The sequence below is a fragment of the Gammaproteobacteria bacterium genome (genome assembly GCA_016716465.1).
Taxonomy (GTDB): Bacteria; Pseudomonadota; Gammaproteobacteria; order SZUA-140; family SZUA-140; genus JADJWH01.
On record JADJWH010000005.1, the window covers coordinates 180,914 to 201,990 of the forward strand.

Annotated in this window: 22 protein-coding genes; 7 read left to right on the plus strand and 15 right to left on the minus strand. The window is 66.5% G+C overall.

All coding sequences use genetic code 11. From position 1 onward, the window contains the following. The gene (locus IPM20_11695) at positions 1-756 is read left to right on the plus strand and encodes a sulfite exporter TauE/SafE family protein (GenBank protein MBK9132283.1); all 756 of its coding nucleotides are present in this window, start codon (positions 1-3) and stop codon (positions 754-756) included. 205 nt (positions 757-961) lie between these two features. Further along, positions 962-1,633: a hypothetical protein gene (locus tag IPM20_11700; GenBank protein ID MBK9132284.1), complete on the plus strand. Its 672-nt coding sequence runs from the start codon at positions 962-964 to the stop codon at positions 1,631-1,633. 200 nt (positions 1,634-1,833) lie between these two features. Here the strand turns inward: IPM20_11700 and pyrE are convergent, their stop codons facing one another. The 4 genes from pyrE to IPM20_11720 form a co-directional block, all read right to left on the minus strand. Then, a complete protein-coding gene (pyrE, locus tag IPM20_11705) occupies positions 1,834-2,487 on the minus strand; it encodes an orotate phosphoribosyltransferase (protein ID MBK9132285.1) in 654 nt (217 codons plus the stop codon). Between the two features lie 67 nt (positions 2,488-2,554). Then, positions 2,555-2,770, minus strand: a complete 216-nt coding sequence (locus IPM20_11710) for a hypothetical protein (protein ID MBK9132286.1) — start codon at positions 2,768-2,770, stop codon at positions 2,555-2,557. A 339-nt stretch (positions 2,771-3,109) separates the two neighbouring features. After that, a complete protein-coding gene (locus tag IPM20_11715; protein MBK9132287.1) occupies positions 3,110-3,820 on the minus strand; it encodes a hypothetical protein in 711 nt (236 codons plus the stop codon). After that, the gene (locus IPM20_11720) at positions 3,817-4,944 is read right to left on the minus strand and encodes an AAA family ATPase (GenBank protein MBK9132288.1); all 1,128 of its coding nucleotides are present in this window, start codon (positions 4,942-4,944) and stop codon (positions 3,817-3,819) included. The genes IPM20_11715 and IPM20_11720 overlap by 4 nt, the downstream gene beginning before the upstream one ends. A 694-nt stretch (positions 4,945-5,638) precedes the next feature. Here IPM20_11720 and xth point away from each other — a divergent pair. After that, a complete protein-coding gene (xth, locus tag IPM20_11725) occupies positions 5,639-6,412 on the plus strand; it encodes an exodeoxyribonuclease III (protein MBK9132289.1) in 774 nt (257 codons plus the stop codon). A gap of 102 nt (positions 6,413-6,514) precedes the next feature. Here xth and ggt read toward each other — a convergent pair whose 3' ends face one another. The 6 genes from ggt to IPM20_11755 form a co-directional block, all read right to left on the minus strand. Next, positions 6,515-8,257, minus strand: coding sequence for a gamma-glutamyltransferase (ggt, locus tag IPM20_11730; GenBank protein ID MBK9132290.1), 1,743 nt, complete (start codon positions 8,255-8,257; stop codon positions 6,515-6,517). Positions 8,258-8,264: 7 nt separating this feature from the next. Beyond that, positions 8,265-8,519: a YfhL family 4Fe-4S dicluster ferredoxin gene (locus IPM20_11735; protein ID MBK9132291.1), complete on the minus strand. Its 255-nt coding sequence runs from the start codon at positions 8,517-8,519 to the stop codon at positions 8,265-8,267. Positions 8,520-8,568: 49 nt separating this feature from the next. Continuing rightward, on the minus strand, positions 8,569-9,048 hold the full coding sequence (gene coaD, locus IPM20_11740; GenBank protein MBK9132292.1) for a pantetheine-phosphate adenylyltransferase: 480 nt from the start codon (positions 9,046-9,048) through the stop codon (positions 8,569-8,571). Between the two features lie 65 nt (positions 9,049-9,113). After that, a complete protein-coding gene (rsmD, locus tag IPM20_11745; protein ID MBK9132293.1) occupies positions 9,114-9,719 on the minus strand; it encodes a 16S rRNA (guanine(966)-N(2))-methyltransferase RsmD in 606 nt (201 codons plus the stop codon). Then, on the minus strand, positions 9,700-11,013 hold the full coding sequence (locus IPM20_11750) for an insulinase family protein (GenBank protein ID MBK9132294.1): 1,314 nt from the start codon (positions 11,011-11,013) through the stop codon (positions 9,700-9,702). The genes rsmD and IPM20_11750 overlap by 20 nt, the downstream gene beginning before the upstream one ends. 91 nt (positions 11,014-11,104) lie before the next feature. Then, entirely contained in the window at positions 11,105-12,541 is a 1,437-nt protein-coding gene (locus tag IPM20_11755) for an insulinase family protein (GenBank protein MBK9132295.1), read from the minus strand. A 96-nt stretch (positions 12,542-12,637) separates the two neighbouring features. On the opposite strand from IPM20_11755, the gene ftsY reads away from it, so the two are divergent. The 4 genes from ftsY to rpoH all read left to right on the plus strand — a co-directional run bounded on the left by ftsY (position 12,638) and on the right by rpoH (position 16,426). Continuing rightward, a complete protein-coding gene (ftsY, locus tag IPM20_11760) occupies positions 12,638-13,597 on the plus strand; it encodes a signal recognition particle-docking protein FtsY (GenBank protein MBK9132296.1) in 960 nt (319 codons plus the stop codon). Positions 13,598-13,671: 74 nt separating this feature from the next. Further along, the gene (gene ftsE / locus IPM20_11765; GenBank protein MBK9132297.1) at positions 13,672-14,346 is read left to right on the plus strand and encodes a cell division ATP-binding protein FtsE; all 675 of its coding nucleotides are present in this window, start codon (positions 13,672-13,674) and stop codon (positions 14,344-14,346) included. Further along, positions 14,343-15,404 carry a cell division protein FtsX gene (gene ftsX / locus IPM20_11770; protein ID MBK9132298.1) on the plus strand — a complete coding sequence of 354 codons (1,062 nt, stop codon included), beginning with the start codon at positions 14,343-14,345 and terminating at the stop codon, positions 15,402-15,404. Before ftsE ends, ftsX begins: the two co-directional genes overlap by 4 nt. Positions 15,405-15,568: 164 nt before the next feature. Further along, positions 15,569-16,426 (plus strand): RNA polymerase sigma factor RpoH, encoded by an 858-nt coding sequence (gene rpoH / locus IPM20_11775; protein ID MBK9132299.1) that lies wholly within the window; start codon positions 15,569-15,571, stop codon positions 16,424-16,426. 63 nt (positions 16,427-16,489) lie between these two features. Here the strand turns inward: rpoH and bioD are convergent, their stop codons facing one another. The 5 genes from bioD to bioB are packed head-to-tail and all read right to left on the minus strand — an operon-like array spanning position 16,490 to position 21,073. Then, the gene (bioD, locus tag IPM20_11780) at positions 16,490-17,197 is read right to left on the minus strand and encodes a dethiobiotin synthase (protein ID MBK9132300.1); all 708 of its coding nucleotides are present in this window, start codon (positions 17,195-17,197) and stop codon (positions 16,490-16,492) included. Beyond that, a complete protein-coding gene (bioC, locus tag IPM20_11785) occupies positions 17,194-18,105 on the minus strand; it encodes a malonyl-ACP O-methyltransferase BioC (protein ID MBK9132301.1) in 912 nt (303 codons plus the stop codon). Before bioC ends, bioD begins: the two co-directional genes overlap by 4 nt. Further along, complete coding sequence (gene bioH / locus IPM20_11790) at positions 18,092-18,865, minus strand: pimeloyl-ACP methyl ester esterase BioH (protein ID MBK9132302.1); 774 nt, start codon at positions 18,863-18,865, stop codon at positions 18,092-18,094. Before bioH ends, bioC begins: the two co-directional genes overlap by 14 nt. After that, on the minus strand, positions 18,859-20,028 hold the full coding sequence (bioF, locus tag IPM20_11795) for an 8-amino-7-oxononanoate synthase (GenBank protein ID MBK9132303.1): 1,170 nt from the start codon (positions 20,026-20,028) through the stop codon (positions 18,859-18,861). The genes bioH and bioF overlap by 7 nt, the downstream gene beginning before the upstream one ends. A 7-nt stretch (positions 20,029-20,035) precedes the next feature. Beyond that, positions 20,036-21,073: a biotin synthase BioB gene (bioB, locus tag IPM20_11800; GenBank protein MBK9132304.1), complete on the minus strand. Its 1,038-nt coding sequence runs from the start codon at positions 21,071-21,073 to the stop codon at positions 20,036-20,038. Positions 21,074-21,077: the final 4 nt, after the last annotated feature.

Genomic DNA, 21,077 nt, shown 5'->3' on the forward strand with positions numbered 1-21,077 from the left:
ATGGACTGGCTGAGCCAGTTGATCCTGTTTGCCATATCACTCCTGGCGAACATGTTCTCGGCCCTGTCCGGGGGTGGGGCCGGGCTGATCCAGCTGCCGGTGCTGATCTTTCTGGGCCTGCCCTTCGGCATGGCGCTGGCGACGCATAAGATAGCAACCGTCGCCTTGGGTATCGGCGCGACGCTGCGGTATCTGAAGGCCGGCGGGGTGGAACAGCGCTTCGCCGGCTTCATGCTCGCCGCCGGTCTGCCCGGGGTGGTGCTGGGTGCGCGCCTGATCCTGCAGGTGCCCGACCGGGCGGCTCAGGTCACGCTCGGCCTGCTGACCCTGGGGCTGGGGGTCTATTCCTGGTTCAAGCCGGACCTCGGCCAGGAGCACCGGCCGCTGCACCGCGACCGGCGCGGGTATCTGATCGGCGGGGCGGGCCTGTTCCTGATCGGGGTCATCAACGGCTCGCTGTCCTCCGGGACGGGGCTGTTCGCGACCCTGTGGCTGGTGCGCTGGTTCGGGCTGGACTACAAGCGCGCGGTCGCCTACACGCTGATCCTGGTCGGCCTGTTCTGGAACGGCGCCGGCGCACTGACCCTCGGCCTGCAGGCTGCGGTCCGCTGGGACTGGCTGCCCGCGCTGCTGCTCGGCTCACTGATCGGCGGCTACCTCGGTGCGCACATCGCGATCGCGCAGGGCAACCGGCTGATCAAGCGGGCGTTCGAGGTGGTGACGTTGCTGGTGGGGGTGAAGCTGGTGATGGGGTGAGGGCACGGTTACATTGGGATATGACAGGTAATGGGATACGGATAAAGATAATGTTTTTTATATGACCCGCTCCATCTGAAACAATGAGTTGAAGATGATGTGAATGTGTTCTACGGCGAGCAGCTGCATTTATACATCACTTATGATGTCGAATTATAGTTAGATTTCCGTGACTGACCCAAGAGATATTCTGAAGCGAGAAGATATGGAACTTGCGCGGTCACCGCGTGACCTCTGCGCCTGGGTTGATGCCAAGGCTTCTGAGTTGTCACAAACCAAAGAAGCTAAGGCATATGCGAGGTCGGGTGAGCTCTTGCCGAAAAAGCTCATGGAGGAACTTCGACCCTTTGGCCTGTTCGCGAGTCAGCGATTCGGATCTGAGGGTGTAAAGTGTATCCCCAATTTAGGCAATGAGGGTTTCGATGGTGAGATCCAATTCTCGGATGCATCGACACCACCGATCTATGTTGAAATCACATACGCAAAAGATGGCTACGACGAGCGACTGAGACTCGGGATACTAAATGAGAAAGGGTCTGTTAACGTACTAGGAAAACTAACCGTGTCCGGAACGAAGGCCGCTCGAACTCAGTGTGTTGAAGTTGAAAACGAAGCTGTTGATCACGATTCAACGGTTAGTGCGGGACTTGCGCTTGTAAAGGAGCGGCTGACCGGAAAGAGCGGAAAGAAGTATGGACCTCAGCATGTTTTGATTTTAGTCGTCGAAGACTACATCGCCTTTCGATCCGACGAAGACAGATCTGCGTTGCGACGTTGTGCTGAGGCGGCGATCGCAGACCTCCGTTTGGATTTCGGAGGTATCTACCTGCTTGGATCTTCTGGAGGTTATCTTGAGTGTGTCGACGGAGAAATCTAACAATGCGCTCAACAAAAATGCGGCGAAAGAACACTGCGCCTGTTAGCGCGAGCGTTGGGCTTCATTTCATTCAGCCCAACCTACGGTAATAATGCGGAGTGACGTAGCCCGGATGAAGCGTTGCGGAATCCGGGGATGGACTTGGTAAATGCTCCCGGATTTCGGCGCCTTGCGCCTTCATCCGGGCTACATTTGATTTTTCAGGCAGTGGTTTTTGCGCCGTATTCCTTCCGGTAGGCCTCGATGCGTCCCAGCACCGGCCCCAGATCGTCGCGTTTTGACAGATAGCGGATCAGTGTATCCAGATTCGCGATGCTGGCGACCTTGATGCCGAACTGCGACTCGACCTCCTGGATGGCGGACTGCGCGTGATTGCCGCGCTCCTGGCGGTCGAGCGAGATGGCGACGCCGGCGACGGTCGCGCCGGCGTGGCGGATGATGTCCACCGATTCGCGCACCGAGGTGCCGGCGGAGATCACGTCGTCGATGATCAGCACGCGGCCCGCGAGCGCGCGGCCGACGATGATGCCGCCCTCGCCGTGGTCCTTGGCCTCCTTGCGGTTGAAGGCGAAGGGGACGTTGACGCCGTGGCGGTCGCTGAGCGCGATCGCGGTGGCGACGACCAGAGGGATGCCCTTGTAGGCCGGGCCGTACAGCATGTCGAAGGCGAGGCCGGAGCCGCGGATCGCCGCCGCGTAGTAGCGTCCCAGTTCGGCGATGGCATCGCCGTCGTCGAACAGACCGCTGTTGAAAAAATATGGGCTCAGGCGGCCCGACTTGAGGGTGAACTCGCCGAAGCGCAGCACGCCGCGGGCGATGGCGAAGTCGAGAAAGGCCTGCTGGTAGTCCTGCATCGATCACTCCCGGGTTCCGTGTCCGCGTTATTCTAGCGGGCCGGCGCCGGCGGGGGAATCGCAGACTTCAGGCATCGGCGAAGTGACGTTCCTCCTCGGCCGAGAGCTGTTGCTCCATATCTAGGCCGCAGCGGAACGGTGCGGTTCCAGTCGCCGGCGCGTGTTCGTCCGCGCGCGGCCCGGACGCGACCGGGTCGATCAGCAGGCCGATGTCTCCGCCGATGTCCAGGACGCGGAAGGTGTACACGCTCAGGGCGGGAAAGGCGCGGGCGAGGTAGCCCATGCCCCGGGGGTGGTTCCGGCGCGAGCAGCACGAGGCGAAGGGCACCGTCCGCGAGCGTGCCGCCGTCGCCCTGGAACAGCGCGGGATAGAGCCGGTACAGCAGGCCGCGGTTGTCGCCCAGCCGTTCCACGGCGAGCAGGCCCGAGAGCAGCGCTCGGCCGCCATCGCGGGCATCGAAGCTGACCAGAGCCGGGCGCCGGTTCGCGTCCAGACACAACAGGTGCCTGCCCTCGAACGGAAGGTCGTCACTGACGACCGAGCAATCCTCGCCGAGGACCTGCGGCAGCGCATCCACGATCAGTTCGCGCAGGATCTGTTCGGACGTCAGCGCGAGGGTCTTCAACCGCATACCCATGGGGCCTCCTGGCGCGGCGCTGGCGCCGGCGGATCCGATGCCTTCGTGCGGCGCAGATCGGCTAGCAGCAGGCGCGCGATATCGTTGAGGGACGCCTCGTCCTCGCCGCGTGAGCGGCCGGCGGCGAGATACGAGTAGCTGAGAAGGTCGATGCCGAGAAAGCGCCGCGCCGCGGACGCGAAGCGGGTGAAGCCCGCCGCCGCTTCGTCGCGCGTGCGCGCGCCCGTCAGCGTGGCGCCGATCACGGGCATCGGCGCCAGCCGCGCCAGCGCCTTGAGCATCAGATAGGCGGCGCGCATGCCGCGGGCCTGCAGCGGGACACCCAGCAGAACGAGGGCGCAGGGCTGTGCGTCCGTCGGCGGCGCCGTGACCAGCATCAGATCGGGGCGCGGCCCGCGGCGCAGTCTTGCCAGCACGTCCCCGATGTCCGCTTCCGGCGGCGCGTCGTCCGGGGCGGAGGTCATGCCCAGTTCCCGCTGCACCAGCGCGAGCAGGCCCGCGGTCGTATCGGCAACGGCGACCGGGACGCCGCGCGCGGCCAGCGCGCGCGCCAGTCCGTCGACGGGCAGGGCATCGGCATCGCCCGCGATGCCGAGTACGGCGATGCGCGCGGGCGCAGGCCCCTCATCGAGGAAATGACGGCTGATCCGCTGCAGCCGCTCCTTCGGGCCGGCGTCCTCCAGGCCGCGAATCATGCGGGCACGAGCTGTGGGATGTCCTCCACGTCGAGCACGGAGTTGATCTCGCCGTATTCATTGGTCACGAAGCGCGGGTTGGTGGGATCGGCGCGCCATTCCCCGTTGACGACCAGGCGGTACTGATAGCGTCCGGGACCGACGCGCAGGGTCTTGATCAGCACGTCGTCATGGCGTTCCGTCGTCACCCCCTGGTCGGGCGCCCAGCCGTTGAAATCGCCGGCGATCCGGATGTCGATCCCGGCGGGCCCATGGAAGATCAGGCTGATCTCCCGCGCATCGCCCGTTTCAACCTCCGGTTCCGCGCCGGCGGGGACGGCAAGGGTATCGTCCTCCGCGTCAGGCCCGGGCCGGGTATGCGGCGGGGTGTGCGCATGGAGGCGCAGGATCTCCGCGGCCAGGGCGCGGTAATTGTCGCTCGCCACCGAAGCGGGCGCATGATCGATGATGGGAATCCCGCGCGCCGCGGCCTCCTTGAGCCGCACCGTATAGTGAATGCTGACCGGGAGGATCTCGTCACCGAAGCGCTCCTTCAGGCGCTGCAGCGTGTCCTGGGTGAAACGGGTGCGGTGATCGACCAGGTTGGGCAGTATCCGTACCGGTATGTCGAGCTCGTATTTTTCCGCCAGCAGTTCGATGGTGTCGCGCAGGCGGTCCACCCCGTCCAGCGCGAACACGCTCATCTCCACCGGGATAAGCACCAGGTCGGCGGCGCGCAGGGCGTTGAACGAGAGCAGTCCGAGCGTGGGCGGGCAGTCGATGACGGTGAAATCGTATTTCGGCGGCAGGCCCTCCAGGTGCTGGGCCAGCTGGCGTTCCCGGCGGGGCAGATCCGACAGCAGGTGTTCGATCGCGGCGAGCGATATGGTCGAGGGCACCAGGTCGACGCCGGGGGTTACCGCGGGGATGATGACCTCGCGGAGGTCCGCTTCCTGGATGAAGACCTCGTACAGTCCGTTTACATTGGCGCACTGTTGTCCCAGTCCCAGCGAGGCGTGTCCCTGGGGGTCGGTATCGACCAGCAGTACGCGCTGGCCGTTGCGTCCCAATGCGGCGGCCAGATTGATGGCGGCGGTGGTCTTGCCGCAGCCTCCCTTCTGATTGGCGATGGCGATCGTGATCATGTGTCGTGTCCCTCCACCCGTGGCGACGGCGATTATGGGCATGAAAAAAGCGGCGCCGGGGCCGCTTCTTTTCCTGTCATACCGTTGTCCGGTCGCTGCATGTTCGCCGGCGGATGACCGCTGCCCGTTGCGTGTTGCGGGTCATCGGCGCCCTGCGCATGCAATGGCCGGATCTGCTGAGGATTGCGGACGGGCGAGCGCCTCCCAGGCGGTACGACCGGTGGTGTGCCTGCGTTCCGCCGGGGTGGCGGGATTACGGTACGGTCCGGCGGAGATCCGCCGGACCGAGCCGGTTTCCCCGATGGACATCCTTGCCCGGGGAGAAACACGGTTGCACTCATGCGCCCGACGCGCGGCCGGATCAGGTGTGAGTGGGTATGCGGGAGTTTGGGTAGCGGGCGGTAGTGACCGCGGGGTTGCCATGCCGGGGGGGAAGCTGGGCCCGGGACTGCATCCTCGTCGCCTCGGCAGTCGTGCCGGGACCGGATCAGTCCAGTGCGTGCGGGTGTATGACGGCGGAGCGCGACCGTTTCATCCCCCTCAGCCCCCTCTGCGGGGAGCGCTGATCGGTCTAGTGTGAAATGAAAATTTCAGATGTCAAGCCATCCGGCAAAAATTCCCGCATCTTCCAAATTCACGCGGCGCGCCGGCTCCAGTATCATCGGGGCCTTCGACAGTTGTAGGGATGGCATCGATGCGCATCATCACCCTGAATGCCAACGGCATACGCTCGGCGGCCCGCAAGGGCTTTTTCCCCTGGCTCGCGCGGCAGGACGCCGACGTGGTCTGTCTGCAGGAGACCAAGGCGCAGGAGCATCAACTGAACGACGAGCTGCTGCGGCCGGCGGGATATTCCGCCTATTACCACGATGCGGAGAAGAAGGGTTACAGCGGCGTGGCGCTCTACTGCCGGCGCGAGCCGGACCGGGTCACGATAGGGCTCGGCTGGCCGGACATGGATCGCGAGGGGCGCTTCATCCAGGCCGATTTCGGCACGCTCAGCGTGATCTCACTCTATCTCCCGTCGGGCTCCAGCAGCGAGGAACGCCAGGCGGTGAAATTCGATTTTCTGGAACGCTTCGTGCCGGTGCTCAAGGGTTTCCGCCGCCGGAAGCGCGAGTATGTCATCTGCGGCGACTGGAACATCGCGCATACCAAGCTGGACATCAAGAACTGGCGCGGCAACCAGAAGAACTCCGGCTTTCTCCCCGAGGAGCGGGCCTGGATGGACCAGTTGTTCGGGCCGCTTGGCTTCGTCGACGCCTTCCGTGTCGTCAATCAGGAGGCGGACCAGTACACCTGGTGGTCCAATCGTGGTCAGGCCTGGGCCAAGAACGTCGGCTGGCGCATCGACTACCAGGTGATCACGCCCGGACTGAAGGACCGGGTCAGGCAGGTGTCGATCTACAAGGACGAGCGCTTTTCCGATCACGCCCCGCTGACCATCGACTACGAGGGCGGGCTGTAATGTAGCCCGGATGGAGCGTAGCGGAATCCGGGGCAAGGTCTACAAGGAGGATTCCCCGGATTCCGGCGCTTCGCGCCTGCATCCGGGCTACATCGACGTTTGTCAGCGCGTCACGGCGCTGCCACCACCGCGCGGGTCACTCGCGGCGCTGACGCGGTTGTCCGCGCGATCCCACAGGATCGCCTGCATGTTGCCGTAGGGACGCGTGCGTTCCTCGAGCGTGTGCCCGCGCGCGGTCAGGGCGGCCGCTTCGTCCGCATCGAACGCGCCCGCTTCGTAGCTCACGACATCCGGCAGATACTGATGGTGATAACGCCGCAGCCCCACCCAGTCCTGCGGCGGGGCGCCGCGCTGAAAGTCGAGCGCGGCCAGCAGCACCATGGTGATGATGCGGCTGCCTCCCGGCGTGCCGAGGATCGCGATCCGGCGGCCGTCGTCGAGGAAGGTCGGCGTCATGCTGGAGAGCGGCCGCTTGCCCGGCGCGATGGCGTTGGGCTGCGCGCCGACCAGGCCGTAGGAATTGCCCACCCCCGGTTTGAGGGAGAAGTCGTCCATCTCGTCGTTGAGCAGGATCCCGGTGCCGGGCGGCATGAAGGCGGCGCCGAAGGGGAGATTGATCGACAGTGTCGCGGCCACGCGGTTGCCGGCGCGATCGAGGATCGAGAAGTGGGTGGTGTCGGCGCCCGTCGCGTCGGCCTCGACGCCGGGGAGCAGCGCGCTCGGCGTGGCGCGGTCGGGGCGGATGGCGTTGCGCAGGCCGGCCGCGTAGGCCGGGGACAGCAACAGGTCGGCCGGGACCTCCGTGAAGTCCGGGTCGCCGAGGTAGACGGCACGATCGCGATAGGCGCGGCGCATCGCTTCGATGACGAGGTGGTCGCGGTCGGGCGCGGCGAGATCGTCGAGCGGATAGCCGGCGAGGATGTTCAGCATGGTGACGAGCGCGATGCCGCCGGAGGACGGGGGTGCGGCGGTGGTGATGCGCGTGCCGCGATACTCGCCCCGCACCGGTTCCCGTTCGACGACGCGGTAGTCGGCCAGGTCGCGCAGTTCCCAGATCCCCCCGGCCGCGCGTACCCCGTCGACCAGGCCCCGGGCCACCTGACCGTCATAGAAGCCCGCGTTGCCGTGTTCGGCGATCGCCTCCAGCGCCCGCGCCAGATCGGGCTGCTTCACGATGTAGCCTTCTTTCGGGAGTTCACCCTGTTCGAGGAAAACGTCCGCGGCGGCGGGCGAGCGGCGCAGCGCCTCCAGCCGGAAGCGCGCCAGCCGGAGATAGTGCGCGTCGACGGGAAACCCCTCGCGGGCGGTGCGGATGGCGGGGGCGAGGCTGCGCGCGAGCGGCAGGCGTCCATAGTGGCCGGCCAGGTGCACCAGGGCGGCCGGGGTGCCGGGGATGGCCGCCGCCAGCGCGCCGTCGATCGATGCGGCGGGGATCACCGCGCCGCTGTCGTCCAGATACATGTCCGGGTGCGCGGCGAGCGGAGCGCGTTCACGTCCGTCGAGCATGACCTCGCGGCCGTCGGAGGCGCGGTGCAGCAGCCAGAAGCCGCCGCCGCCGAGCCCGGAGCCGGTCGGCTCCACGACCGCGAGCATCGCGCCGACGGCCACTGCGGCATCGAAGGCGTTTCCCCCCGCCTGCAGGATGTCGTGGCCCGCCCGGGTGGCGAGCGGGTGGGCGGAGGCGACCGCGGCCGCGGAGGGTGCAACCGCGTCAGCGGCCTGCGCGAACGTCCAGGGGAGACCCGTGGCGAGCCAGAGCAGGCCCGCGAGGAGCGCGCCCCCGGCGCGCCGGAACCCCGCTCCGTCGTCACGGGCGCGGGACGGGGGTGCCGCACGCGCGATCATTTCACTCCTAGGCCGACTTGCCGGTCAGCGCGAGATACTTCTGGTGGAGCTCGTCGTGGGTTTCCACGCGGTCGGGGTCCTTGGGGATGCAATCGACCGGACACACCTCGACGCACTGCGGCTTGTCGAAATGGCCGACGCATTCGGTGCACAGCGCGGGGTCGATCACATAGATCTCGGGGCCCTGCGAAATGGCGCCGTTGGGGCATTCCGGTTCGCACACATCGCAGTTGATGCATTCATCGGTGATGATTAATGACATGGACCTGCAACCTCACATCGGATTGGGCGGTAGAGCGAAATAAAGAAGCTTAACGCAACTTTTTGTACAGCGCAGCCATGACGCCCTCGTCAACGAAGGCCGAGATGTCACCGCCGAGGGAGGCGATCTCCTTGACCAGGCTGGACGAGATATAGGCGTACTGTTCGGCGGGCATCAGATACAGGGTCTCGATCCCCGGGTCCAGCTTGCGGTTCATGCCGGCGAGCTGGAACTCGTATTCGAAGTCCGATACCACGCGCAGGCCGCGCAGGATGATGGAGGCCTTGCGTTCCCGCGCGTACTCCACCAGCAGTCGGTCGAAACCGCATACCTCGACGCCGGGAAGTCCGCCCAGCACGGCCTCGGCCATGTCGATCCGTTCCGCGAGCGAGAAGGTCGGCGCCTTGACCGGATTGGCCGCGACCGCGACGATGACCCGCTCGAATACGCGGGTGGCGCGTTCGACCAGATCGGTGTGCCCATGGGTGATGGGATCGAAGGTGCCGGGATAGATCGCGGTCTGTTTCATCATTCCTCTGCCGGTTTGTGACCGGTGCCGCCAGTGTAGCAGCAAATGGGCGCGGCCGCGTGGGCCTACCGAGTGGTCGCGGCGTCGCGGCGGGCGAGCCGGTAGGCGACCTGGCCGGCGGATTTCTCATGCAGCAGCCGCCAGTTAGCCGGCAGTGCGGGTGGGTCGCGCTGCTGATCCGATTCCAGATAGATCCAGGCCGGGCTGGCCAGCAGGTCGTGGTGTTCCAGGCGGCGGCAGAGTTCCCCGATCACGTCGTCGCGGAAGGGCGGATCGAGAAAGACCACATCGAAGGCGGGCCTGCCGCCCTGCGCCAGGAATTCCAGCGCCTCCGACCAGACGATCTCCGCGTCCCGCGCGTCGAGCCGTTCGGCGTTGGCCTGCAACTGCTGCACGACGCGGATGTCCTGGTCGACGAGGACGACGCTGCCGGCGCCGCGCGAGAGCGCCTCGAAGCCGAGCGCGCCGCTGCCCGCGTAGAGGTCGAGGCAGCGCGCACCGGGGATCACGTCCCGCAGCCAGTTGAACAGCGTTTCGCGGATGCGGTCGGCCGTGGGGCGAACACCCGCGACGGCGGCGAATTCGATCCGGCGGCTGCGCCACCGGCCGCCGATGATGCGCAGCCGCCCGCTGTCCCCGGTTCCGGCGGCGTTACGGTGTCGTGGTGCCAACGGTCACCGTCACCATCCGATCGGGATGCACGCGACGCTTGTAGGCGGCACGGATCTGGTCGGCCGTGACGGCCTCGACGTGTTCATTGAACCGATCGAGATAATCCAGCGGCAGGTCGTAAAAACCGATCATGGCGAGATTGCCCGCGATATTGCTGTTGCTGGCGATGCGCAGCGGGAATCCGCCGGTGATGTTTTTCTTTGATGCGGTCAGTTCCGCCGCGGTGGGGCCGTCCTTGATGAAATCGTTCAGGGTTTGTTCCAGGATTTCCACGGCCTGTTGCGCCTGATCGCCGCGCGTCTGCAGCCCGAGGGTGTACGGGCCGGCCGCGCGCATGGGGGAGAAGTAGCTGTAGGCGCTGTAGGCGAGCCCGCGTTTCTCGCGGATCTCATTGCTGATGCGCGATACGAGCCCGCTGCCGCCGAGGACATGGTTGCCGACATAGAGCGGGAAATAGTCAGGGTCGTCGCGCGTCATTCCGGCCGCGCCCACCAGTATGTGGGTCTGCGACGACGGGTATTCGACGTGCACCGTCGTGGCTTCCGTGAGCGGAGTGACTGCGGGCAGCGGCGCCGCGCGGGCTCCTGCCGCGAGTCCGTCGGCCAGGCGCTGGGCGATGCGCTCGGCGTCCGCGCGGTCGAGCGCGCCAACCAGGGCGATCACCGCATTGCGCGCCACGTAATATTGACGATAGAAGTCCTCGAGATCCGAACGGGCGAGCCCCTGCAGCGAGTCCGGCGTACCGAGCGGGTCGGCGGCATAGGGGTGGTCGCCGTAGACCGCCCGGAAGAACGCGTTGTTCGCGATATCCTCCGGCGACTGCTCCTGTGACTGCAGCGCGATCAGCATCTGGTTGCGCTCGCGTTCCAGGGCGTCGGCGGGAAAGGTCGGGGCGCGCAGGATCAGCGCGAGGAGGTCGAGCGCCGGATCCAGATGGGCCGGGTCACTCAGGCTGCGCAGGGTCACGGAGCCCATGTCGCGCAGCGAGCTCGCGCCGAACTGCGCGCCGAGATTCTCGAATCCCGCGGCGATCGCATCGGCATCGAGCTCGCCCGCGCCGTCATCGAGCAGGGAGCTGGTCAACTGGGCGAGTCCGGGCTTGTCCCCGTTGCGGGCGCTGCCCGCGTCGAACACCAGTTGGATGTCGACCATCGGCAGTTCCATCGCCTGGACGAAATAGACGCGCGCTCCGTTCGAAGTGTCCCAGTGCTGGATCTGGGGCGCGGCGCCGGCGTGCGCCATGAAGGCCAGACACACGGCCCACAAGGCGATGCGCGCAAGCCTCCGCGGCATGACGATGAAGAGAGGGGGGTTCGCGCTATGGCCTGTCATGGTTGGAATTACTCCGAATTAAGTGGACGCCGGTCCCGGGTGCGGATTCGTGTCAGCGGAGATCGTGGCCGCCGGCGCCCATGGCCGGCGGCGGCCGCGAAGGATCGATCGGCTGCGGGTCCAGCACCGCGACGGTCAGGCGGTCCGCGTTCAGGTATTTGCGCGCCACGGCCTGCACCTGTTCCGCCGTGACGGCGCGTACGCGCCCGACGTAGGCATCCGCCAGACGCCAGTCCAGTCCGACGGTCTCGAGCATGCCGAGCTGCATCGCCTGGTAGAAGACCGAGTCGCGCTGGTAGACATCCGCCGCGATGACCTGGGTCTTGATGCGGTCGAGTTCCTCCGCCGTGACCGGCTCTTCGCGCAGCCGCTGTATCTCGCGAAGCAGCGCCTGCTCCAGTTCGGCCGCATCGTGTCCCTGGGCGGGGGTGCCGCTCAGGATGAACAGGTCGTCGAGCCGTGAATAGGGGTTGTAACCGGCGCCCGCGCTCGCGGCGATGCGCTGATCCCGGATCAGGCGCGTCGAGATGCGCGCGCTGTCTCCGCCGTCCAGTATCCCGGCCAGCACCTCCAGCGCATAGATCTCGTTATCGTCTTCCACCGTGCGCAGGATCGGGACCTTGTAGCCCATGACCAGATAGGGGAGCTGGGCCGGCGCCTTCACCGTGATGCGGCGTTCGCCGTGCTGCGTGATCTCCAGTCGCGGTTTCTGCGCCGGGATCCGGCTCGGCTTGAGCGCGCCGAAATATTTGCGCGCCAGCTTGTAGACCGCCTCCGGGTCGACATCGCCCACCACGACCAGGGTGGCATTGTTGGGCGCGTACCAGGTCCGGTACCAGGCGCGAAGATCGTCGATCTGCATGGCGTCGAGGTCGTTCATCCAGCCGATGACCGGATGATGATACGGGCTGGTGACGAAGGCCGCGGCCATGAACTGCTCGTAGGTCAGCGCCTCGGGATCGTCCTCGGTGCGCAGGCGGCGCTCTTCCTGTACCACCTTCAGTTCCTTGGTGAATTCGTCCGCGGGCAGGGTCAGGTTGCGCATGCGGTCGGCTTCCAGCTCGAAGCTGATCGCGAGCCGGCTCTGTTCCAGCTGCTGGTAATAGGCGGTATAGTCGCGGCCGGTGAAGGCGTTCTCGCGTCCGCCGTTCTCGCTTACGATGCGCGAGAATTCGCCGCCCGGATGCTTTTTGGTGCCCTTGAACATCATGTGTTCGAGGGCGTGCGAGACGCCGGTGATGCCGTCGTGCTCGTAGCTGCTGCCGACCTTGTACCACACCTGCGAGACCACGACCGGCGCGCGGTGATCTTCCTTCACCAGAAGCTTCATACCGTTCCCCAGCGCATATTCGTGAACAGCGGGCGCGGTTTCGGTCTTCTCCTCCGGCGCGGCATGCACGGTACCGACGAGCAAGGCGCCGGCCAGCAGCAGGATAAGGGTAGTGAGGGTTCCGGCTCGTCGCCGGCCGGCGCGGGTTAGTTGCGCCATTTTCGATGTGGTAGGATACCTGCCTGAAGTCACGCGTTACTCCTGCCGGTAGATGGGTGCGGTGAAAATTCCCCGATTGTACACGATTTCAACTCGATGATTGGATCGCCAAATCCTGACAAAGTTTCCGGCAAGGGGCCGGGATTCTTCGGCCGCCTGAAGGAGCGTCTGAGCCGCACGCGCAGCGGGCTGGTCGAGGGCGTCGCGAACCTCGTGCTCGGCCGCAAGAAGATCGACGCGGACCTGCTGGAGGAGATCGAGGCCGTGCTGTTGCGCGCCGATGCCGGCGTCGAGGCGACCCGCACCATTGTCGATGACCTCGCGGCGCGTATCTCGCGCAAGCAGCTCGATGACGCGCCCGCGCTGTTCGCGGCCCTGCGCGAGGACCTCCAGGCGATACTCGCGCCGTGTGTCCGCCCGCTGGAGGTGTCCGCGGCGGCGGGCCCCTATGTGATCATGATGGTCGGGATCAACGGCGCGGGCAAGACCACGACCATCGGCAAGCTGGCCCGGCGTCTGCAGGATCAGGGACGCAAGGTCATGCTCGCGGCCGGCGATACCTTTCGCGCCGCGGCCGTCGAACAGCTGCAGGCCTGGGGCGAGCGCAACGGGATTCCGGTGATCGCGCAGGCGCGCAGCGCCGATCCGGCCTCGGTGGTGTTCGACGCGATGCAGGCCGCGCGCGCGCGCGGGATGGACGTGCTGATCGTCGATACCGCGGGGCGCCTGCACACACAGACCAACCTGATGGCGGAGTTGAGCAAGATCAAGCGCGTCATGGCCAAGGTCGATCCCGCCGCGCCGCATGAGGTCATGCTGGTGGTCGATGCGGGCACCGGGCAGAACGCCGTCGCGCAGGCCGGCCAGTTCAATGAGGCCGTCGGGCTGACCGGGATCACGCTCACCAAGCTCGATGGTACCGCCAAGGGTGGGGTGATCCTCGCCATCGCCAGGAAGACGGGTATTCCCATCCGTTTCATCGGCGTAGGCGAGGGGATCGAGGACCTGCGCGTATTCGATGCGGCGGAGTTCGTCGGGGCCCTGTTCGACACCTGAGCCGCCCGTGCCTATTCATGCGGGCGGCGAACTTTGCTAACCTGAGCCGCTGACACACGGCGGTCCCGAGATCTATGCTCCAGTTCATCAATGTGGGCAAGCGCTATCCCGGCGGGCAGGATGCCCTCAGCGGCATCAATTTCCATTTGCGCGTCCAGGAGATGGCGTTCCTGACCGGCCACTCCGGCGCCGGCAAGAGCACGCTGCTGAAGCTGATCGCGCTGATCGAGCGTCCCAGCTACGGTCAGATCCTCTTCAACGGATCCAGCTATGCGGGCGTCGGCCGCCGCCGGATTCCGTACCTGCGCCGCGACATCGGCATCATCTTTCAGAATTTCAAGCTGCTGTACGATCGCACCGTGTTCGACAACGTCGCCCTGCCGCTGGTCATCGCGGGCCATGAACATCGCGAGATCCAGCGTCGCGTGCGTGCCGCCCTCGACAAGGTCGGGCTGCTCGACAAGGAAAAGCGCTATCCCATCATGCTGTCGGGCGGAGAGCAGCAGCGCGTCGGCATCGCGCGGGCGGTGGTCAACAAGCCGCCACTGCTGCTCGCCGACGAACCGACCGGCAATCTCGATCCGCAGCTGTCCGAGGAGATCATGCATCTCTTCGAGGAGTTCAACCGGGTGGGCGTGACGGTGTTGATCGCCAGTCACAACCTCGACCTCATTACGCGCATGGGTTACCGCATCCTGACCCTGGAGAACGGGCGCATGCAGGCGGACAGCGATCCGGTCGCGGCATGAAACGCGCACGGGAGGAGGCGGACCTGTTTCCGGCGGGGACGACCGGACCCGGGTCGGACGCCGGAGGGGATCCGCCGGGATCGAGTCCGGAACCCGCCTCGCGTCCGCGCACCGGTCTGCGTCGCCTGGGTCTGCTGCGGCGCTGCAGGGCCTACGGCGAACACCACCTGCAGTCTTTGCTCGACAGCCTGGGGCGACTCGCGCGCAACCCGGTGGCCAGCGCGATGACGGTGGCGGTGATCGGCATCGCGCTGGCGCTGCCGACGGGACTGCATGTGGTTCTCAAGAACGTCCAGGCGGTCAGCTCCGGATGGGAGAATGCCGCCCAGATCTCCCTGTTCCTGCGCAAGGATCTGCGCGAAGAGCGGCTCCGGAAACTGGTTTCCGAGCTGAAGGCGATGCCGGAGGTCGCGGTGGTGACCTATGTGTCTCCGGACGAGGCGCTGCAGGAATTCCAGCGCATGTCGGGTTTCGGCGAGGCGGTGAACGCCCTGCAGCAGAATCCGCTCCCCGGGGTACTGATCGTGCAACCGGCTCTTGCCGCCAGCGCGCCGGCCGCGGTCGAGGGCCTGCTCGAGCGCCTGCGCGGCCATCCCGACGTCGAGCTGGCCCAGCTCGACATGGAATGGATCAAGCGGCTGTATGCGATGATGGAGATCGCCAAACGCGGCGTGGCGGTCCTGGCCAGCGTGCTCGCGCTGGCCGTGCTGCTGATCGTCGGCAATACCATCCGGCTGGCGATCCAGAACCGGCGTGACGAGATCGAGGTGCAGAAGCTCATCGGCGCGACCGACGCCTTCATCCGCCGCCCCTTTCTCTACAGCGGGCTCTGGCATGGGGTGCTGGGCGCGTTGATTGCATGGCTGCTGGTCAATATATCGCTCTGGGTCCTGAGCGCCCCGGTGGCCCGGCTGTCCTCACTGTATGACAGCCGCTTCCAGCTGGACGGACTCGGGTGGGGATCGACCCTTTACCTGATGCTGTTCGGCGCCCTGCTGGGGTATATCGGGGCCTGGCTGGCCGTCGACCGCCATCTGCGTACCATCGAGCCGAGCTAGCGGGGCACATCTCCATAGAAAAAGTAGGCTTAAAAATTAATAAGTTATTTTGTATGAAGAAAATCAGAATACCCCTAAGCGGGAACTTTCCAGACGTCCTGGCACTCATATTCCCTGAGTGCTAGTATTTTTTCCGTGAACCCGAGAGCGTGGGGGAGGGGTTGATGAATTCGAAGACGAAGGAAATGGGCCTGGTACTGCACAGCGGCAGTCTGGAGTCCTACGTGCAGAGCGTCGGAGCGATCCCCGTTCTGAGCGCGGAGGAGGAGCGCCGTCTTGCCCTGCAGTACCGGCGGGAAAGCGACCTGAATGCCGCGCGGCAACTGGTCATGTCGAACCTGCGTTTCGTCGTGCACATCGCGCGTGGTTACAGCGGTTACGGGCTGTCGCAGGCGGACCTGATCCAGGAAGGTAACATCGGCCTCATGAAGGCCGTGAAGCGCTTCGATCCCGATATGAACGTGCGGCTGGTGTCCTACGCGGTGCACTGGATTCGCGCCGAGATCCACGAGTTCATCCTGCGCAACTGGCGCATCGTCAAGGTCGCGACGACCAAGGCGCAGCGCAAGCTCTTCTTCAACCTGCGCGGGGCGAAGAAACGCCTGGCGTGGTTCGGACGCGAGGAGGTGAACGCCGTCGCGCGGGATCTCGGCGTGCGTCCCGAGGATGTGCTGGAGATGGAGGCCCGCATCAGCGGCTACGACACTTCCTTCGATCCCTATGGCGACCGCGACGAGGAATCGGAGCGCAATCTGGCGCCGGCGGCCTACCTCGCCGACACGCGGATGGACCCGACCGTCCAACTGGAACAGAGCGAGTGGGAGCAGCAGAACGAGGCGCGCCTGCATCAGGCCCTCGACGGGCTCGACGAGCGCAGCCGCGACATCCTGCAGCAGCGCTGGCTCGCGGACGACAAGATGACGCTGCAGGATCTGGCGGACAAGTACCAGGTCTCGGCCGAGCGTATCCGCCAGCTCGAAAAGAGCGCGATCAAGAAGCTGCGGAGCAGCCTCGAAGCGTAATCAGTCACTCTGTGATGATGACCCGCGCGGGCCCGGTACAGCCGGGCCCGCGCATTTTCGGGGTCAGGTCCGCGGCGGTTCCGCAGCCGCGCGCAACAGTGCGTCGAGGTCGATCCGTTCCGCCAGTGCATCCGCGTCGTAGTCCCGCAGATGGGGCAGCACGCCGAGCAGCGGTGCGTCGATCCGTTCACGCAGGCTGGCGATGTTCTCCTCCGGATGCGCCGTGTCCGCGTCCACGCGGTTGGCGATCCAGCCGGCCAGACCGGGGCCGCGCCGGATGGCCTCGGCGCTGAGCAGGGCATGATTGAGACAGCCGAGGCGGACGCCGACGACCAGGATGACCGGCAGGCCGGCGGCGCCGGCCAGGTCGGCGACCGTCTCCCGTCCGTTGAGCGGTACCCGCCATCCCCCGACCCCTTCGACGACGGTGAAGTCGGCCCGCCTGCCCAGTTCGTCGAGCGCGGCCAGGATGCGCTCGAGGCGGATCTCCACGCCCGCGAGCCGTGCCGCCAGGTGTGGCGCGATCGGCGCGGCCAGCGCATAGGGGTTGATCAGTTCATAGGGCGGCGCGGGCAGTGTCCCCTGCGCCAGCAACAGGAGGGCATCCTCGGAGCGCAGGCCGTCCGGGGTTTCCGCGCACCCGCTGGCGACCGGCTTCATGCCGAGCGCGGAATGGCCGCGGCGGCGCAGCGCGGCGAGCAGCGCCGCCGAGCACCAGCTCTTGCCGATCCCGGTGTCCGTGCCGGTGACGAAAAAGCCGCGATGTTTCATCCGCGTCGCACCCGCTGAATCCGCGACACGGGCACCGTCACCTCGCCCGGTCGCGAGGGATGGGGCGGAGGTTCCATCGTCGCCCAGCAATGACCGTAGACGACCTCGTAGGTGGCGGGCAGGCGGCCATTGTCACGAAAGCGCTCGTAGGACTCGGCCACCCGTGCAAACCGGCCACGGCCGGTCAGTCCGCGCGGGCGGCCGTGCGTGCTGTTATGCGCCCCGAGTGCCTTCAGATCGCGCATCAGGCCGGCAACGTCGGGATAGGTCAGGGTGAAGTCCTCGCGATCCATCACGGGTTCACCCAGGCCGACACGCAGCAGGGCGTCGCCGAGGTCGTGCATGTCGACGAAGCGGTTGACGTGGATGCGGCCGTCGATCCCGCTCCAGCTCGCGCGCAGCTCACGCAGCGTGTCGGGGCCGAAGGTGGTGAACATCAGCAGGCCACCCGGCCGCAGCACGCGGCGAAACTCGGCGAGCACCCTGTCCGTGTCGTTACACCACTGCAGCGCCAGATTGGAAACGACAAGATCCATGCTCGCGTCCGCGCACGGCAGGTTTTCCGCGTCGGCGCAGACGAAACCGCAGCGTCCCCGCAGGCGCCTGAACAGTCCGGCGCGGTCGCGAGCCAGTTGCAGCATGCGCGCGGAGAGGTCGAGCGAGATCACGCGGGCCGCAGGGTAGCGCCGGCCGAGGGCCATGCTGAGCCGTCCGGTGCCGGCGCCGACGTCGAGCACGAGGGAGGGTTCCAGTCGAATCAGTTCCAGGCGGTCGAGCAGGCGCCGTCCGACCTCGTGCTGCAGGACGGCGACCTTGTCATAGTCCGCCGCCGAGCGGTCGAAGGCGGCACGCACGCGCGCCTTGTCGACGTTGAAGGGTTCGATATCGAGAGCGTCACCGCGGTCCATCGGGCGCCTCCCGCGCGAGGGTGAGAAATTCCCCGGGGTGGGACAGGAAGGGGGCATGCGCCGCCCGCGGCATCAGGTGCAGCCGGGCTCCGGGGAGGCGTTCCCGCAGGGCCTCGGCGGCCGTCCACGGGATCAGGGTGTCGCGTCGTCCATGAATCAGGGTGACGGGCTGGGTGATCCGGGCGAGCAGCGGCAGCAGCGAGTCGGAACGCAGGATCGAGAGCCCGCCTTCCAGTGCCGCGGGCGTGGGCGGCGGCGCCTCGGACATCAGCGCGCGCAGGCGCGCCAGCGTGCGCTGCTCCTGTTCACCACCCTTGACCTGCAGGGCGAGAAATTGCCGCACCGTGGCGGTCGTGTCGGCGCGCAGGCGACGGGCGAAGTCTTCCAGCACCTCCGGTGTCAGGCCATGTTCCCAATCCGGCCCGGTCACGAATCGGGGCGTCGAGGCAACGAGCAGCAATTGCGCGACGCGATCGGGGTGGTCGATGGCGAGCCGCATGGCGACCATTCCACCCAGCGACCAGCCGACGACCCGGCTGTGCGCCGGCACGACGCCGGCGATTGCGGCAGCGAGCGCGGGCAGTAAGTCCTGGTCCGGCAGGGGGGCGCTGTGGCCATGCCCGGGAAGATCGATGCAGGTGACCCGATAATGTCGCGCCAGCTCCCGCGCCGTTTCCCGCCATACACCGCCATGCATGCCCCAGCCATGCAACAGCATGCAGGGCGGCCCCTCACCACGGGTCTCGGTGTGAATCAGCACAGCACCTCCGCCAGGGCGTCGAGCAGGCGGTCGACCTGTTCTTCCGTGTGTCCGGCGCTGAAGGTGATGCGCAGGCGCGCGCCGCCCTGCGGCACGGTCGGCGGGCGGATCGCGCTGATCAGGAAACCGCGCTGCCGCAATGCCTCCGCCGCGGTCAGCGTCGCGTCCGCCGCGCCGATGAGCAGCGGGACGATCGGCACGGCTGGCGCCGTCGCCGGCAGTGGCGGGACGGCAAGTCCCAACTGGCGGGCGCCACGCTGGAAACGTTCGACCAGCGTGCCGAGTCTTTCGCGGCGCCAGCTTTCCGTTTGCGCCAGGCCGAGCGCGGCGGAGACCGCGCAGGCGACCGCGGGCGGCAGCGCGGTGGTGTAGATGTAGGTCCGGGCGAACTGGATCACGGTCTCGATCAGATCCTCGTCGCCCGCGACGAAGGCGCCGGAGCCGCCGAGGGCCTTGCCGAGCGTGCCGACCAGGATCGGGACCTCATCTGCGCCCAGGCCGAAGTGCGCAAGCGCACCGCGGCCGCCCGGACCGATCACGCCGAGGCCGTGGGCATCGTCGACCATGAGCCACGCGCGCTCCGCGCGCGCGAGCGGGGCGAGCCGGTCGAGCGGGCCGAGGTCACCGTCCATGCTGAAGACGCCGTCAGTCAGGATGAAACGTTGATCGGATGGGACGTCGCGCCGCAGCCAGGCCTGCAATTGCTCGGTGTCGGCGTGGGGATAGCGGCGGAAACGTCCGCCCGCGAGCAGCGCCGCGTCGATCAGCGAGGCGTGGCTCAGGCGGTCCGCGTAGACGCGGTCGCCGCGCTGTGCGAGCGCGCCGACCGCGCCGAGGTTCGCCATGTAGCCGGTCGAGAACAGCAACGCGCGCGCGCGGCCGGTGAAGGCCGCGAGCTGTTCTTCCAGTTCATGGTGCGCGCGGCTGTGACCGCAGATCAGATGTGAGGCGCCACTGCCGACGCCGTAACGTTCGGCGCCGCGCGTCATTGCGGCGATCACGGCGGGATGGTTGGCCAGTCCGAGGTAATCGTTGCTGCAGAAGGCGATATAGCGTTGTCCATCGAGCGAGACCTCCGCCGCCTGTGGACCGTCGAGGATCGGGCGGGTGCGATACAGCCGGTCGAGCCGTCGCTGCCGCAGGCGGCCCTTGAGATCGATCATGGGCCGATCAGGCGGTCATGGCGGCAGGCCCGGCGGACTGGCGGCGCTGCTGGGTATCCTCTCTCGGCGCGAGTCGCAGGTCGCGCAGCATCTGCAGGTCGTCCTCCACGCGCCGGCCACGGGTGGTCAGATAGTCGCCGATCATGATGCCCGAGGCGCCGGCCATGAAGATCATGGACTGCAGGTCGCGCAGGAACTGGCGGCCGCCCGCGATGCGGATCTCCGCCCGCGGCAGCAGATAGCGGAACACGGCGATGTTCCTGAGGATCTCCAGCGGCGACATCGTTTCGAGCTGTCCGAACGGGGTGCCTTCCTGGGGCGAGAGGAAATTGAGCGGAACCGATTCGACGCCGAGTTCCCGCAGCGTCAGTGCGAGCTCGATGCGTTGATCGAGGCTCTCGCCCATGCCCAGGATACCGCCCGAGCACACACGCAGGCCGGCGTTCACCGCGTGGCGCACCGTGTCGATGTTTTCCTGGTAGCTGTGCGTGGTGCAGACACGGTCGAAGTAACTCTCGGAGGTTTCCAGATTGTGATGATAATTCTCCAGGCCCATCGCCTTGAGTTCGCGCGCGCTCTCCTGGTCCAGCACGCCGAGACTGGCGCAGCGGCCGATGTCGCTTGAATCGCGCAGGGTGCCGAAGTATTCGGCCAATTGCCCCCGCTCGCGGGCCGAGCGTATTCCCCATCCCTTGGAGACCACGCCGAAATCACTCGCCCCCCATGTACGTGCGCGCCGGGCCTGGGCGGTCAGCTCTTCGCTCGTGATGTAGTCGTATTTCGGGGCGCTGGTACGATGATGGGCGCTCTGGGCGCAGAAGCTGCAATTCTCGGAGCAGTTGCCCGAGCGCACATTCGAGATCGCACAGACCTCGACGGCTTCGCCGCGGAATTTGCGGCGGATGCGGTCAGCCCCGGCCATCAACCAGGAGAGATAGTCATCCTCGAGCCGGATCAGCCAGCGGCCGTCGTCGGCGCTGGCCTCGCCGCCGTCCAGGACCTGCCGCGTGATCTCGTCGATGCGCTGATAGATGGCGTCGTTCATGGTT